The sequence below is a fragment of the Streptosporangium sp. NPDC050148 genome, assembly GCF_055586505.1.
Window position 1 is genome coordinate 77,374 of sequence record NZ_JBVJIA010000004.1, and the last position, 14,458, is coordinate 91,831.

11 protein-coding genes are annotated in these 14,458 nt (G+C 72.3%); 6 read left to right on the plus strand and 5 right to left on the minus strand.

Annotated elements, in window-relative coordinates:
* The first annotated feature begins 162 nt into the window (after window positions 1-162).
* Window positions 163-543 carry a hypothetical protein gene (locus ACZ6RT_RS05340; RefSeq protein ID WP_344907165.1) on the plus strand — a complete coding sequence of 127 codons (381 nt, stop codon included), beginning with the start codon at window positions 163-165 and terminating at the stop codon, window positions 541-543.
* Window positions 540-1,370, plus strand: a complete 831-nt coding sequence (locus tag ACZ6RT_RS05345; protein ID WP_470152323.1) for a hypothetical protein — start codon at window positions 540-542, stop codon at window positions 1,368-1,370. Before ACZ6RT_RS05340 ends, ACZ6RT_RS05345 begins: the two co-directional genes overlap by 4 nt.
* 65 nt (window positions 1,371-1,435) lie before the next feature.
* Here ACZ6RT_RS05345 and ACZ6RT_RS05350 read toward each other — a convergent pair whose 3' ends face one another.
* The 4 genes from ACZ6RT_RS05350 to ACZ6RT_RS05365 form a co-directional block, all read right to left on the minus strand.
* Window positions 1,436-2,395 carry an endonuclease/exonuclease/phosphatase family protein gene (locus tag ACZ6RT_RS05350; protein WP_470152324.1) on the minus strand — a complete coding sequence of 320 codons (960 nt, stop codon included), beginning with the start codon at window positions 2,393-2,395 and terminating at the stop codon, window positions 1,436-1,438.
* Window positions 2,396-2,498: 103 nt separating this feature from the next.
* Entirely contained in the window at window positions 2,499-3,554 is a 1,056-nt protein-coding gene (locus tag ACZ6RT_RS05355) for an LLM class flavin-dependent oxidoreductase (RefSeq protein ID WP_470152325.1), read from the minus strand.
* Window positions 3,555-3,651: 97 nt separating this feature from the next.
* Window positions 3,652-4,296, minus strand: a complete 645-nt coding sequence (locus ACZ6RT_RS05360) for a class I SAM-dependent methyltransferase (RefSeq protein WP_399194490.1) — start codon at window positions 4,294-4,296, stop codon at window positions 3,652-3,654.
* A 104-nt stretch (window positions 4,297-4,400) separates the two neighbouring features.
* Window positions 4,401-5,867, minus strand: a complete 1,467-nt coding sequence (locus ACZ6RT_RS05365) for an amino acid permease (protein WP_399194492.1) — start codon at window positions 5,865-5,867, stop codon at window positions 4,401-4,403.
* 280 nt (window positions 5,868-6,147) lie between these two features.
* Between ACZ6RT_RS05365 and ACZ6RT_RS05370 the strand changes: the two genes are divergently transcribed.
* From ACZ6RT_RS05370 to ACZ6RT_RS05385, 4 genes are all read left to right on the plus strand, one after another.
* A complete protein-coding gene (locus tag ACZ6RT_RS05370; protein WP_470152326.1) occupies window positions 6,148-6,702 on the plus strand; it encodes a hypothetical protein in 555 nt (184 codons plus the stop codon).
* A 373-nt stretch (window positions 6,703-7,075) separates the two neighbouring features.
* The gene (locus ACZ6RT_RS05375) at window positions 7,076-9,613 is read left to right on the plus strand and encodes a glutamate--cysteine ligase (protein WP_470152327.1); all 2,538 of its coding nucleotides are present in this window, start codon (window positions 7,076-7,078) and stop codon (window positions 9,611-9,613) included.
* Entirely contained in the window at window positions 9,594-11,381 is a 1,788-nt protein-coding gene (locus ACZ6RT_RS05380) for an N-acetylglutaminylglutamine amidotransferase (protein ID WP_399194498.1), read from the plus strand. The genes ACZ6RT_RS05375 and ACZ6RT_RS05380 overlap by 20 nt, the downstream gene beginning before the upstream one ends.
* Window positions 11,381-13,639 carry a S9 family peptidase gene (locus ACZ6RT_RS05385; protein WP_470152328.1) on the plus strand — a complete coding sequence of 753 codons (2,259 nt, stop codon included), beginning with the start codon at window positions 11,381-11,383 and terminating at the stop codon, window positions 13,637-13,639. Before ACZ6RT_RS05380 ends, ACZ6RT_RS05385 begins: the two co-directional genes overlap by 1 nt.
* A 141-nt stretch (window positions 13,640-13,780) precedes the next feature.
* On the opposite strand, the gene ACZ6RT_RS05390 is transcribed toward ACZ6RT_RS05385, so the two are convergent.
* Window positions 13,781-14,179: an ATP-binding protein gene (locus tag ACZ6RT_RS05390; RefSeq protein WP_470152329.1), complete on the minus strand. Its 399-nt coding sequence runs from the start codon at window positions 14,177-14,179 to the stop codon at window positions 13,781-13,783.
* Window positions 14,180-14,458: the final 279 nt, after the last annotated feature.

Below are 14,458 nucleotides of genomic sequence, written 5' to 3' on the forward strand. Positions count from 1 at the left end.
ACCGGCCGCCCGGACGGCCGTCGGGGGACTCCCGGGCCGTGTAATCGCCCTGCAATCCCCTGTCGATGACGGCGGTGGAGACTTCGGTCATCCCGGAGCCGCCCACCCGGAAAGACGCACGGTGGAGCTCCACCCCTTCCAGAAGAGAAGAGAAGGACTGCGATGTCCCATTCCGCCCCGGCCTCCACCGGTACCCAGGAGATGAAGGCCACCGTCGCCGCGATCAACGCGAGCGGCACGACACTGGACACCGCCGCCGCCAAGATCGTCGATGTCATCGGACTGCCGTCGTTCCAGCAGGCGCTGGCCGAGCGTCCCGAACTCCGGGCGCTGGAACCGCTGCGGGCGGTCGACCTGATCTCCTCCTCGCTGGCCGAGAGCCTCTTCGTCGGCGCGGCCGACGATCAGGACGTGCTCATCGAACTCGAGGGCGAGCTCGTGGCGGTGCCGGCCGGGCAGCGCGAGGTGCTGCGCTCGGCGGTCACCAGGGCGCTCGGCGCGAAGGTCACCGCGGTGGGCACGCTGCTGAAGGCCACGGCATGAGCATCCTGACGCTGCTGACGCCCTCTGCGCGGGTGATCGGCAGGGAGACGATCCGGGGGCACGCCACCCGCAGGATGATCACCGGGGTGACCCCTCAGAGGATCACCGTGCGCTCGTACGGGACCGGCGTACGCCCGCCGGGGTTCGGCCTGGCCGAACTGATCGGCAACACCGTCTCCTTCCTGAGCGAGTACCTGTCACCGGCCGCGCCCCCGCAGGCCACCACGCCCGCCACCCCGGCCCCGGCCTCGGTTCCCGTCACGGCTCCGGACGACCGGTCGCGCAAGGAACCGGCGGACCCGTGGGCGGGCGAGGCGACGTGGACGGCCGTCGACAGGTACGGCATCCCGTGCAGTCCCGGCCGCCTGGAGAGGCTCTACCGCACGCACGGCGTGCCGCCCGAGGTGCTGTTCCGCGACGGCATGCCCGCTCCGGGCGACGACTTCGACCTGCGGAGGCACCAGGGACGCACCGTCGCACGGGAGAGGACGGACGACGCCTTCTACGGTGCCTGTCACGTCGCGGTCTGGGGGGACGACGAGGGGCCGGCGTTCGACATGACCGACCGGTACATGTCGGTGATCAAAGACGGCTACGGCTACGCCATGCCGAACCAGCTCGGGAACATCGACATCGCCGAGATGGAGACCGTCGTGCACATGGTCCCGCCGCACAAGATCGTGGCCGTGCTGGACAAGCACACCGGCGAGATCCACCTCAACCCGGCGAATCCGCAGGACCTCTCCGACGAGCTCGCCAGGCACCTCGGGAAGATATGGGAGATCGGCCTCCGGAAGGGCATCTACCGGAAGCCCGAACGTTCCTGACGCCACGACGAGGTGGCCGGGGTCCGTCCCCGGTCACCTCGTCACGGCGGGGCCGCCGGGCCGCGTCAGCGGCCGGCGGGGCGGGGCAGGCCCAGCTCGGCGAAGACCGGGCGGTGGTCGGTGTTCGCCAGGGCGTGGACGCCGAAGGCCCGCACCGCCATGCGCGAGTCGGCGAGCACGTGGTCGATCGTCACACCGGGGACCGGTGACCAGCCCTGCTGCGGCCAGGTGGGCGTCAGGCCGTGCCCGGTGACGTCGGCCGCGTCCCGGTAGCCGCTGCCGAGCAGGTCGCGTACCTGCCGGTGGTCGAGGGTGGCGTTGAAGTCGCCGGCCAGCACCCGCAACCGGCCGCCCGCCCGGGGCAGCGCCCGCAGCCCCGCGTCCCAGCACGGGATTTTGTGGTCGAACCGGGGCGCGCAGGGGTGGACCGAGACGATCTCGATCTCGTGGCCGCTCGGATGCCTGATCACCCCTCGCGCCTGCCGGAAGCCGCCCAGCTCGATCAGGGGGCTTTCGGTGACGGGGTGCCTGGAGTAGACGGCCGAGCCCCGCACCCCCTCGACCGCGCGGTCCACGACGTGCGGCATGCTCTCGCGCAGGCCGGCCTTCTCCAGGCGCCCGCGCGCCGCGGGGGTGATCTCCTGGAGGGCCAGCACGTCCGGGTCGAGGGAGCGTACGAGCCTCATCAGCGTGTCGGTGTCCCCCGCGCCGACGGCCAGGTTCGCGGCGAGCACCCGGAGCCGTCCGTCCGAGGCGGGGCCGGCGGTGTCACCGAAGTGGCGGGGGAGCACGGTGGCCGCCAGGACCACGCTCGCGACCAGGGCGAGGGCCGCGGCGGCCCGGCGGCGCAGCCCCAGCGCGATCAGCAGGGGCAGCACCGAGGCCGCCGCCACGTACGGCGTGAACGCCACCAGGGGGACCCACTGCCACACCGGGGTCCAGCCGCCGGCCCTCAGCACCGCCCACACCGCGCACGGCAGCACCGCCAGCCAGACCGGTACGCTCACCCATCTCGATCTGATCATGTATCGGGAGGGTAACGACAACCCGTGCAGTTTCCGTGAAGATCATGACGTTTATCCGCGCAGACGCGGGCGGATCGCCCCTCTTGCGGGTCCGCCGTGGCGGTCAGCGCTCCCGGGTGAGGTCGTAGGCCTGGGCGACCAGCTCGTAGGAACGGATCCGGTCGGCGGGGTCGTGGACCATCGTCATGATCATCAGCTCGTCGGCCTCGGTCCGCTTGCGCAGGTCCTCCAGCCCGTGGCGAACCTCGCCGGCGTCCCCGAGCACCACCTTGGACAGGTAGTCGTCGAGGAAGTCCCTCTCGATCGGGCTGTAGGGGTGGTTCTCGGCCTCCTCGGGCGTGGGGACCGGCTGCGGGGCGCCGCGGCGCAGCCGCAGCATGGACAGGCCGCCGGAACGGGCCAGCCGCAGAGCCTGATCGGACGTGTCCGCGGCGACCGCCGAGACGCCGATCATCGCGTAGGGCCGGTCGAGGACGGCCGAGGGCTGGAACGAGGACCGGTAGAGCTCCAGGGCCGGGACGGTGTTGCCCGCGCTGAAGTGGTGCGCGAACGCGAACGGAAGGCCGAGCATGCCGGCGAGCCGCGCGCTGAAGCCGCTGGAGCCCAGCAGCCAGATCGGCGGGCGGCCCGACTCGGGGGAGCGGGGGGTGGCGACGACCCGCTCCAGCGGGTGCCCCGCGGGGAAGGCGCCGTCCAGGAAGGCGGTCAGCTCGGCCAGCTGCTCGGGGAAGTCGTCGGCGTCCGGGCCGTGCCGGCGAAGTGCCCGCGCGGTGGCGGGATCGGTGCCCGGGGCCCGGCCCAGGCCGAGGTCGATGCGGCCGGGGTGCAGGGCGTGCAGGGTGCCGAACTGCTCGGCGACGATCAGCGGGGCGTGGTTGGGCAGCATGACACCGCCGGAACCGAGCCGGATGGACGTGGTCGCCGCGGCCAGATGGGCGATCAGCACGGCCGGGGACGAGCTGGCCACCGAGGGCATCCCGTGATGCTCGGCCACCCAGATCCGGTGGTACCCCCACCCCTCCGCCCGCCTGGCCAGCTCGGTGCTCGCCCTCAGCGTCTCGGTGGGTGTGATCCCCGCGCCGACGACGGCCAGCTCCAGGATCGACAGGGGGACCTCACTGGAGCCGCGGGCCGTCCCGCGGATGTCGTCTTGAGCCATGAAGGCGGCAACCCGGTGGGCCGGGGGTTTATTTCGCCCCCCGGCTTCTCCGTCGGGACGGTCCCGGACCGGGAACCCCGGCCCGGGACCGGTACCGCTACTCCGTCTCGCCGGACGCGTCCTCGGCCAGCAGGTCGGGTGACCGTACACCGGTGTAGATCAGGGCGGGAGGAACGTTGCGCCACACCGGGCCGAGGGTGCCCACGGTCGCGAACGTGGAGTGCATCAGCCCGCGGAAGTTCCGGAACCGCTGGAACGGCATCACGGTCAGCGTGGTGACCGTGCTGAACCTGCCGCCGGGGGCCAGCGAGGACGCGATCTCCTCCAGGATGAGCCTCTGCTGCGCGTCGTCGAACAGGGTCCAGGGGAGCGAGGAGACGATCGCGTCGGCGTGCGAGAGGCCTGCCTCCCTCAGGATCTTGCCCAGGTCGCCGGCGTCACCGGTGATCACTTCCAGCCAGGGCCGGGTGCGCCGGAGATGACGCACCATGCCCTCGTTGATCTCCAGGGCGAGCTGCCGTCCGCCCGGGGGCATCCGGTCGCGGATGGCGTCACTGATCACTCCGCCTCCGGCACCGAGTTCGACGACCACGGCGCCGGGGCTGTCCGGGACGATTGACGCCGCGAGGCGGGCGATGGCCTTCGAGCTGGGCGCGATCGCTCCCAGCTGCTGGGGATTACGCATGATCGCGCCGAGGAAGGTGAGCGTGTCACCACCGGCGGGACGAGTTTCAGACAGCATCGCCAGCTCATTCCCCCAGTTGAGAGGGTTATGCCAGTTTCAACGGGCTTTGATGGAGTGGTCCGGGCCACCCGCGCCGGACCTGGGCGTCAGGGCCGCACGGATCACCGGACGCCTCGCGGACCGTCGTCCTCGGGCGGCGTCGCGCCCCGGGACGACGACGATCCGGCGAGCGCGGAGTGCCGGTAGGAGTAGGCGAAGTACACGACCAGGCCGATCAGGAACCACGTCAGGAATCGTATCCAGGTCTGCCACTGCAGGAAGGTGATCAGCCAGACCGAGAAGAGGATTCCCACCGCGGGCACCACGGGCATCCCGGGACAGCGGAAGGTCCGGGGCAGGTCGGGGCGCCGCCGCCTGAGCATGATCACCGCCGCGCACACGACCACGAAGGCGAGCAGGATGCCGATGTTGGTCAGCTCGGCCGCCTCCGCGATGGGCAGGAACCCGGCGATGATCGCGGAGATGACGCCGGCGATCCAGGTCACGCGCGTCGGCACGTGCCGCGTCGGGTGCGTCCTGGCGAACCACTTCGGCAACAGGCCGTCCCGGCTCATCGAGAACCACACCCGGGTCACGCCGAGCATGAACGTGAACATGACGGTCAGGATGCCGATGATGGCCCCCACGGCGATCAGGTCCGCCAGCACCCTCAGGCCCACCGACTGGAACGCCGTGGAGAACCCGCTCTCGGGGTCGATCTCGGTGTACTTCTGCATGCCGGTCAGCACCAGGCAGGCCAGCACGTAGAGCACCATCGAGATGGCCAGGGAGTAGACGATCGCCCGGGGCATGTGGCGCCTCGCGTCCTTGGACTCCTCCGCGGCCGTGCTCATCGCGTCGTAGCCGAAGACCGCGAAGAAGACCGTGGCCGCTCCGGTGAAGGCACCGCCGATGCCGTACGGGAAGAACGGCGTGTAGTTGGCGGACCTGACATAGAAGGCGCCGACGGCGATGACCACCACCACGACGGCGACCTTGAGGATGACGACGGCCATCTCGAAACGGGCCGCGCTGCGCATGCCGAGGTTGAGCAGGCCGGCGATCAGCAGGCAGAGCACGGCGGCGAACAGGTCCACCCGGTGCCCGGCACCGGTGCCCGGCGCCCCCAGCATCCAGGCGGGCAGCTGCAGCCCCAGGTCGGTCAGGAGGAAGGAGAAGTAGCCGGAGATGCCGATGGCCACGACCGCGACGATCGCGGTGTACTCCAGCAGCAGGTCCCAGCCGATGAACCAGCCCACCAGCTCGCCCAGCACCGCGTACCCGTAGGTGTAGGCCGATCCGGCCTTGGGGATGAGGCCGGCGAACTCCGCGTAGGAGAGCGCCGCCGCGGCGCTCGCCACCCCGGCGATCAGGAACGACACCACGACGGCGGGCCCCGCCACCCCGTTGGCCACGGTCCCGGCCAGCGTGAAGATGCCCGCGCCGATGATGCCGCCCACCCCGATGGCGGTGAGCTGCCAGAGCCCCAGCACGCGGGTGAGCCGGCCGGCCTGGCCCTCCTCGCCCTCCTCGATGTCCTCGATCGGTTTCCGGCGGAACACCCCCGACCCGCCCCGGGTCACAGCCATGACGCATCCTCTCCCGACGACCGGAACGACGCCCGCACGCCCGCACGCCCGCGCCCCGGCCACCCAGACCACCCGGACCACCCGGGCCACGTGACGACCGGTGCGACGACTCGCCCGACCATCCGCCCATACCCGTTCCGGTACGCGATCTCCCCGTTCGCCGAGAGTATCTTCTCGATCACCCGGAGTCGCGGAACTCGGATCGTCCCGGCCCCTGCCCGGCGGCGGCGAGGCGAGGTACCGTCGTCTTATCGGGTCCCGGTCATGAGGGGAAGCCGCCATGCCAGACGATTCCGATCACGTGCTCGACTCCATCGACGGTGCCGTCGACGAGTGGCTCGCCATGAGCGACGACTCGATGCGCTGGACGCCGCCGGAGAAGGTGCAGTCCAAACCCGTGCGCTCCCTGCCGGTGCCGCCGTTCCCGCAGGTCCTGGAGAATCTCCTGCACGAGGTGGAGGCCCGCCTGGGCCCGCCGGCCCAGGCGGTGGTGGACGCCTTCCGCCCCCTGGGGGAGGGAGTGGCCGGCGCCGTCTCCACGTTCCTGGACAGCCCGCCGGTACGTCACCTGCTGGACCCGCCGGAGGATCCCGGGGCCGCCGGTCCCGACGAGACGGCCGGTCCGGGAGGCGCGAGCGTCTGGGCGGACGCCATCGGCGCGGAGGACACGACCGGCGCGCAGGACGCCGCCGTCCTGGAAGACGGGACCGGCGCGCAGGAGAGGACCGGTCCGGAAGACGCGTCCGGCCCGGGAGATGCGTCCGGTCCGGAAGACGCGACCGGACGGGAAGAGGCGACCGGCACCGAAGGCCGGGCGGCACCGCCGTCGCCGTAGCGGACCCGGCCCCTCACCCACCGGACGGCACCACCCCGGGCCCGGCCCGGCGCGAGCTCCCGTCAACGCTACGGCCCCGGCCCCGGCCCGCGCCTGGCTCCGCCCCCGTCCCCGCGCCGATTCACGCCCTGACCTGCTCCGATCCGACTCCTGGGGACGAACCCACCCAAGATCGGATATCTGCCGACGCGTAGAGTTTTCTGGTGAGGGCAGGTGCCATGACCGCCCGAGCCGGAGAGGTGGACGCGTCCGACCACGCTGCGTGAGCCGATCGCCTCACTTCTCCCAGAAGTGGCCCGTGAAGTGCGGAACCTCTTTTTTCGGGCAAAGAACAAAAAATCCCGATGAACCGGCTTACTTCTGGAGTGATGAAATGGCGGGTCTGGCGGGGCCGATCGCAGTCGGCGTCGAAGAGGAGTTTCACGTCGTCGATGTGGAGACCCGGCACCTCGTTCCACGGGCCGGCGTACTGCTGGAGCAGTTACCGGCCGACCGGTTCACCCACGAGCTGCAGCGTTCGGTGGTGGAGGCCAACAGCAGGCCGTTCGTGCGCCTGGAGGACCTCGGCCACGACCTGACCGCGCTGCGCCGCACCGTGATCCACGCGGCCGACGACCTCGGCCTGGGGATCGTGGCGGCCGGGAGCGTGCCGCTGGTCGACCTGGAGGCGCTGAAGATCTCCCCCGACCCCCGCTACGAGCAGATGCTCGCCGACTACCAGCTGCTCACCCGCGAGCAGCTCATCTGCGGGACGCAGGTGCACGCCGACGTCGAGGACCGCGACCTGGCCGTCGCCGTCGCGCACCGGCTGGCCCCCTGGCTGCCCCCGCTGCTCGCGCTGAGCTCCAGCTCGCCGTACTGGCTGGGCTCCGACACCGGCTACGCCAGCTACCGCCCGCTGCTGTGGCAGCGCTGGCCCACGGCGGGCCCGGTTCCCCGCTTCGAGTCGGCCGCGGAGTACGACCGGGTGGTGCAGGACCTCATCGCCTCCGGCGTGATCACCGACCCGGGCATGATCTACTTCGACATCCGGCCCTCGGACCACCTGCCCACCATCGAGCTGCGGGTCTGCGACGCCTGCCCCCGGGTGGGCGACATCGTGCTGATCGCCGGGCTGTTCCGGGCGCTGGTGGCCCGGGAGCTGGACGCCGTCCAGAACGGCCCGGAGCGTACGGTCCGGCTGGAGATGGTCCGCGCCGCGTCCTGGAGGGCGGCCCGCTCCGGGCTGGAGGGCGAGCTCGTCGACCCGATCGAGGGCACCCCCGGCCCCGCCTCCGAGGTGGTCCGGCGGATGATCAACGGCCTGCGGCCGCAGCTGGAGGAGTGCGGCGACTGGGAGCTCGTCACCTCCCTGGCCCGGGAGTCGCTGGCCAGGGGCAGCTCCGCGGCCCGCCAGCGCCAGGCGTTCGCCCGGAGCGGCAGGCTGGCCGACGTGGTCGACCTGGTCGTCGCCGAGACGCGCTCCGAGGAGTGGGAGACCGCCTTCGGCGGGCCGATGCCCAGGATGCACACCAGCCTCCTGGACGGCTACGAGGCCCCCGGCGACGAGGCGATCATCGAGGGCACCGTCCGCGAGTCCTACCAGTCGATCCTGAGCGTCCTGGACCGGATGGGCGCCGACGGCCTGCGCGAGACCGAGCGGCGCCGCGACGACCACCAGCGCAGCCACGGCATGACCTTCCAGGTGGAGGGCGGCGGCGAGAGCCGGATCTTCCCCTTCGACCTGGTCCCCAGGCTGGTGCCGGCCGACGAGTGGACCGAGGTCCAGCGGGCGCTGCCGCAACGGATCCGGGCGCTGGAGGCGTTCCTGCACGACGCCTACGGCGAGCGCAGGATCATCCGGGACGGCGCGATCCCCGCCTGGGTGGTCGACGAGTCCCCCGGGTACCACAAGTCCGGCCGCAGGGTGCCGAACGGCACCGTGCGCTGCACCGTGGCCGGGCTGGACCTGGTCCGCGACAGCGTCGGCCGCTGGGCGGTGCTGGAGGACAACCTCCGGGTGCCCTCGGGCCTGGGGTACTCCGTGACCAACAGGCGGCTGATGGCCGAGGTGCTGCCGGAGCTCCTGCCCGGTGACGCCGCCTTCGACCCCGCCGAGGGCCTGCACACGCTCCGGGAGGCGCTCCTGGCCGCGGCCGGAGGCGACCCGGAGAGGCTGGCCGTGGTCACCGGCGGTCCCGGGGACTCCGCCCACTACGAGCACCGGATGCTCGCCGAGGAGATGGGCGTACCCCTGGTGCTCCCGTCCGAGCTGTCCTTCAGGAACGGCCACCTCGAGGTCGCCGGGCGCCGGATCACGGTGCTCTACCGGCGGATCGACGAGGACGACCTGCTGGCGGGGACGCTCGGGCTGGAGATCATGGACGCCGTCGAGCGGTCCGCGCTCGTCCTGGCCAACGCCCCGGGCAACGGGCTGGCCGACGACAAGTGCCTGTACCGGTACGTGCCGCGCCTCATCGAGTACTACCTCGGCGAGCAGCCGCTCATCGACAACGTCACCACCTACCTGTGCCGGGACGCCGACGACCGCGAGCAGGTGCTGGACCGGCTCCCCGAGCTGGTGGTCAAGCCGGTGGACGGCTTCGGCGGCCAGGGCGTGGTGGTCGGCCCCGACGCCTCTGCCGAGGAACTGGACCGGGTCAGGGAGACGATCATCGCCGCGCCCGAGGGCTGGGTCGCCCAGGAGACGGTCCACCTGTCGACGCACCCGAGCTTCGACGGCGAGCGGCTGAGCCCGCGCGTGGTGGACCTGCGGGCCTTCGTCTGCTTCGGCGAGACCGCGACCGTGCCGCCGACGGCGCTGACCCGCGTCGCGCCGGCCGGAAGCATGATCGTCAACTCGTCCCAGGGAGGCGGATCCAAGGACACGTGGCTTCTGAGGGGGGATGCCGATGTGCGGCCTCAGCGGTGAGTTCCGGTTCGACGGACGTCCGGCGGACGTCGCCGCCGTGACCCGGATGAGCGAGACGATGTGCGACCGGGGGCCCGACGGGGCGGGCCTGTGGTCGCAGGGGCCGATCACCTTCGGCCACCGGCGACTGAAGATCATCGACCTGTCCGAGCGGGGCGCCCAGCCGATCACGGACGCCGACCTCGGCCTGACGGCGGTGTTCAACGGCTGCCTGTACAACTACCGCGAGCTCCGCGAGGAACTGCAGGGGTACGGGTACCGCTTCTTCTCCAGCTCCGACACCGAGGTGCTGGTGAAGGCGTTCCACCGCTGGGGGGCTGGCTGCGTCGACCACTTCGCGGGCATGTTCGCCTTCGCCGTGGCCGAGCGGGACACCGGGCGGCTGACGCTCGGCCGCGACCGCCTGGGCATCAAGCCCCTCTACCTCTCCCACGACGCCGACCGGCTCCGGTTCGCCTCGACGCTGCCCGCCCTGCTGGCGGGCGGGGAGGTGGACACCGGCATCGACCGGACGGCCCTGCACCACTACATGACCTTCCACTCGGTGGTCCCGGGCGAGCGCACCGTCCTGACCGGGGTGCGCAAGCTCCCCCCGGCCACCGTGCGCACCGTCGAGCCCGACGGGAGCGTCACCGACCACCGCTACTGGCGGCCGTCCTACACCCGCTCGGCCCTGCCGGACCTGGCCGGAGCGAGCCCCGCGGAGTGGCGCGAGGCCGTGCTGGACCGGCTGCGCACGGCCGTACGCCGCCGCATGGTCGCGGACGTGCCGGTGGGGGTGCTGCTCTCCGGCGGCCTGGACTCCAGCCTGATCGTCGCGCTGCTGGCCGAGGAGGGGCAGACGGGCCTGTCGACGTTCAGCATCGGGTTCGCCCCGGCGGGCGGCGAGCAGGGCGACGAGTTCGGCTACTCCGACCTGATCGCCGCCGAGTTCGGCACCGACCACCACCGCATCCCGATCGACGACGCGCGCCTGCTGCCCGCCCTGGAGCGGTCCGTCGGGGCCATGAGCGAACCCATGGTCAGCCACGACTGCGTCGCCTTCCACCTGCTGTCGGAGGAGGTCTCCCGGCACGTCAAGGTCGTCCAGTCCGGCCAGGGCGCCGACGAGGTGTTCGCCGGGTACAGCTGGTACCCGCCGCTGGCCGGCGTCCCGCGCGAGCGCGCCGCCGAGGTCTACGCCCGGGAGTTCTTCGACCGCCCGCACGACACGCTGGCCGGGATCCTCACGCCCGAGTACATGCCGGACGGGGACGTCAGCGGGGAGTTCGTCCGGCGTCACCTGGCCGGGCCCGGCGCCGACACGGCCCTGGACGCGGCCCTGCGGCTGGACACCGAGGTCATGCTCGTCGACGACCCGGTCAAGCGGGTGGACAACATGACCATGGCCTTCGGGCTGGAGGCCAGGACCCCGTTCCTGGACCACGAGCTGGTCGAGCTGGCGGCGGCCTGCCCGCCCGAGCTCAAGCTCGCCTCCGGCGGCAAGGGAGTGCTCAAGGACGTCGCCAGGGGGTTGCTGCCCGCCGAGGTGATCGACCGGCCCAAGGGGTACTTCCCGGTCCCGGCCATCCGGCACCTGCACGGACCGTTCCTGGAGATGGTCGCCGACGCGCTCACCTCCGAGGCCGCCCGCTCGCGGGGGCTGTTCGAGCAGACCTACGTCGAGAAGCTCTTGACGGCGCCGGACGAACATCGCACTACCCTGGGTGCGAACGCGTTGTGGCAACTCGGACTCCTGGAGCTGTGGTTGCAGGCACAAGGAGTCTGATGGTCGAAATCCTCGGTGCCCGTTCCCGTCCCTCGATGGGAACGGGCCTGACGGCTCGGAGTTGCCGGGCACCCGCTCTGGCGCCCGACGTGAGCGCGGTGGCCTTCATCGACGACAGGGACGGCTCGCCGCGCGTCTGGATCCAGCCCCTGGGGGCGGACCTGGAGGAGTGGACGCCAGGGGAGGACGGGCCCGAGACGCCGCCCGGCAGGGGGGCCTGGCCGGTCGACACCGGCTCCGAGCCCGTCGCCGACGTGAGCTGGTCCCCCGACGCCAGGCGGCTGGCCGTCCTGATCGTCCCCGGCGGCGGGGAGCACGGCCAGGTCTGGACGGTCCGGCCCGAGGGCGGTGACCTGCGGCCGCTGTCGGCACCGGAGGGCGGGTCGGCCTCGTTCGTCCGCTGGACCGGGCAGGGGGAGATCCTCCTCGTCGCCGAGGTGACCGCCTCCGGGCGTACCGAGGCGGTGCTGATCGACGCGGGCTCCGGCGGCCGGGAGGTCATCGCCGGCGGCGCGCTGATGCACCCGGCGTCGGTCAGCCGCGACCACCGGCGGATGCTGCTGCGGCGCGGCCCGCGCGGCGTGCGCAGGATGTACGTGGCCGACCTGCACGCCTTTCCCGGAGGGCTCCCGGCCGTCCCGCCGATCGGGCACGACGAGGACTTCCCCTTCGCCCACCCCGCCTGGCCGGCCGAGACCGTGGGAACCAACGGCGCCAACGGGAGCGGCGGTACCAACGGGAACGGCGGGAGCCCCGAGGGGGCCGGCGCCCTGCCCGTTCCCGGGACCACGGGGCTGGCCGCGGCCCTTCCCGGCCCCGAGCACCTTCTCCCCGGCCCGCCCGCGCTTCCCGGTCCCGGCCTTCCCGGCCTTCCCGACGATCTCGTCCCGGGGGCCGGGTCCCTCCCCTCGCCGCTGCCGCCCGCCGGGCTCCGCTCGGAACCGCCGGCCGGTCATCTCGCCGACGTGCCGCCCGGCCTTCCGGCCGGGCTGCCCGACGAGGCCGCGGGCGATCTGCCCGGCCCCGGGGAACGACCGCTGCTGGCCGGGCTGACCGGCACCACCGACTACGGCATCCTCTCGCCCGACGGGATGACCGCCTACCTGCTCTCCGACGTCGGCCGCGACCGGGCCGCGCTGGTCGCGGTGGACGAGGACGGCGTTCCGGAGGTGCTGGCCGAGCGCCGGGACGCCGAGCTGGACCAGTTCGCGCTGAGCGCCGACGGTCACCGCGTCGTCCTGGTCTGGAACGTCGACGGCCGCTCCGAGATGGAGGTGATGGAGCTCGACACCGGCCTGACCCGGCCGTTGCCGCCACCGCCCGCCGAGGTGGTCACCTCGATCAGGATCTCCCTGGACGGCCGCCTGGCGGTGCTCGCGGCCGAGGGACCCGACCGGCCCCCGCACGTGCTGCTGTGCAAGCTGGAGACCGGCGGCTACCGGCGGGTCGCGGGGTCGGGACGGATCGCCGAGGCGGCCGGGGCCGAGCTGATGCGCTTCCAGGCGCGCGACGGCATGGAGCTGACCGGCTGGCTCTACCGGGTCCCGGACGCGTCCGGCCCGACGCCCTGCGTCATCTACCTGCACGGCGGCCCGGAGAGCCAGGAGCGGCCCACCTTCAACCCGCTGTTCCAGAACCTGCTGGCCGCCGGGATCGGGGTGCTCGCGGCGAACGTCCGGGGCTCGTCGGGTTTCGGCCGGGCCTTCCGCAACGCGGACAACCACGCGCTCCGCTTCGACGCGATCCACGACGTGGCCGACTGCGCCGTGGAGCTGGCGCGTACGGGCGTCGCCGACCCCGGCAGGATCGCCTGCATGGGCCGTTCCTACGGCGGTTACCTGACGTTGGCCGCCCTGGTCACCCATCCGGATCTCTTCCGCGCCGGTGTCGACGTCTGCGGGATGGCCGACTTCGAGACCTTCTACGAGCGGACCGAGCCGTGGATCGCCGCGGCGGCCGTCAGCGAGTACGGCCACCCCGTCACCGACCGCGAACTGCTGCGGGCCCTGTCGCCCCTGCACTCCTTCGACCGGCTGCGGGCCCCGCTGCTGATCGTGCACGGCGCCCAGGACACCAACGTCCCGCTGTACGAGGCCGAGCAGGCCCTGCGGGCGGCGCGGGCCCGCGACGTGCCCTGCGAGCTGCTGCTGTTCGAGGACGAGGGGCACGAGATCCGGCAGCCGGTCAACCGGGCGACCTTCGTCAAGAACGTCGTCGAATGGTTCGGCTGGCACCTGGCCGTCCCCGACCGGGGGTGAGGACCGGCCCCGAGGGCAGGACCGGCTCTGGGGTGCCACGCCGCCGGGCGCGTCGGCCCGGCCGACGCCCCGGGCCGGGACGACGAGATCAGGGCCCCTGCTCGGCCGACCGGCGACCGGGGATCGGCGTGCCGGGGCCGGTCAGCGGGCGCCGCTGGTCAGCTTCATCCGCAGCCGCACGTGGGAGCGCCCGTCGGCCTGGCGGATGGTGAACTCATCGCATATCTGGCCCATCAGCCACAACCCGAACCCGCGGGTCGCGCGGGGCGAGGGGCGGTCGCGGCGGGCGTCGCCGGGGGCGAGGCGGCCGACGTCGTCGGCGACGTCGACGGTCAGGGTCTCCTCGTCCTGCCAGACGCTCACCGTGCCCGACGCGCCACCGTGCTCCAGGACGTTGATGGTGGCCTCGTGAGCGGCCAGCAGCAGGTCGTCGCGTCGCCTGCCGGTCAGCCCCACCTGGTCGGCGTAGCGAGCGAGCCGCCTGCGCAGGCCGGTCAGGTCGCTCGTGATCGGCCACTGTGCTCGGCTGCTGGTTCTCACGTCGATCCCCCCATGTGCGTCCATGTCGTCGCCGGGGGGCTACCGGTACGTCGACCAGGATCCGAACGGTCGCTGAAGTATTACGTCCAGGTAACTACCCTCGCTGACCTGCCTAACCATCGATCATCGCTGGGAGCGCTCCCGGTGCTGATCAGAGCGTTCCGATTCCGGCTCGCGGAAGCCCGTGACGGGAAAGGACGACATAGTGAATCTACAATGTAAAGGGCATGGTCTATGAGACTCACGATGAGGAAGGGCGCCCGCGCACCGAGAACGCGG

What these genes read in the sequence shown, in the direction of transcription:
- ACZ6RT_RS05350 (WP_470152324.1), bottom strand. Translation starts at nt 2,395, where the DNA reads ATGATCAGATCGAGATGGGTGAGCGTACCGGTCTGGCTGGCGGTGCTG.
- ACZ6RT_RS05370 (WP_470152326.1), top strand. Translation starts at nt 6,148, where the DNA reads ATGCCAGACGATTCCGATCACGTGCTCGACTCCATCGACGGTGCCGTC.
- ACZ6RT_RS05385 (WP_470152328.1), top strand. Translation starts at nt 11,381, where the DNA reads ATGGTCGAAATCCTCGGTGCCCGTTCCCGTCCCTCGATGGGAACGGGC.
- ACZ6RT_RS05340 (WP_344907165.1), top strand. Translation starts at nt 163, where the DNA reads ATGTCCCATTCCGCCCCGGCCTCCACCGGTACCCAGGAGATGAAGGCC.
- ACZ6RT_RS05355 (WP_470152325.1), bottom strand. Translation starts at nt 3,554, where the DNA reads ATGGCTCAAGACGACATCCGCGGGACGGCCCGCGGCTCCAGTGAGGTC.
- ACZ6RT_RS05345 (WP_470152323.1), top strand. Translation starts at nt 540, where the DNA reads ATGAGCATCCTGACGCTGCTGACGCCCTCTGCGCGGGTGATCGGCAGG.
- ACZ6RT_RS05365 (WP_399194492.1), bottom strand. Translation starts at nt 5,867, where the DNA reads ATGGCTGTGACCCGGGGCGGGTCGGGGGTGTTCCGCCGGAAACCGATC.
- ACZ6RT_RS05360 (WP_399194490.1), bottom strand. Translation starts at nt 4,296, where the DNA reads ATGCTGTCTGAAACTCGTCCCGCCGGTGGTGACACGCTCACCTTCCTC.
- ACZ6RT_RS05380 (WP_399194498.1), top strand. Translation starts at nt 9,594, where the DNA reads ATGTGCGGCCTCAGCGGTGAGTTCCGGTTCGACGGACGTCCGGCGGAC.
- ACZ6RT_RS05375 (WP_470152327.1), top strand. Translation starts at nt 7,076, where the DNA reads ATGGCGGGTCTGGCGGGGCCGATCGCAGTCGGCGTCGAAGAGGAGTTT.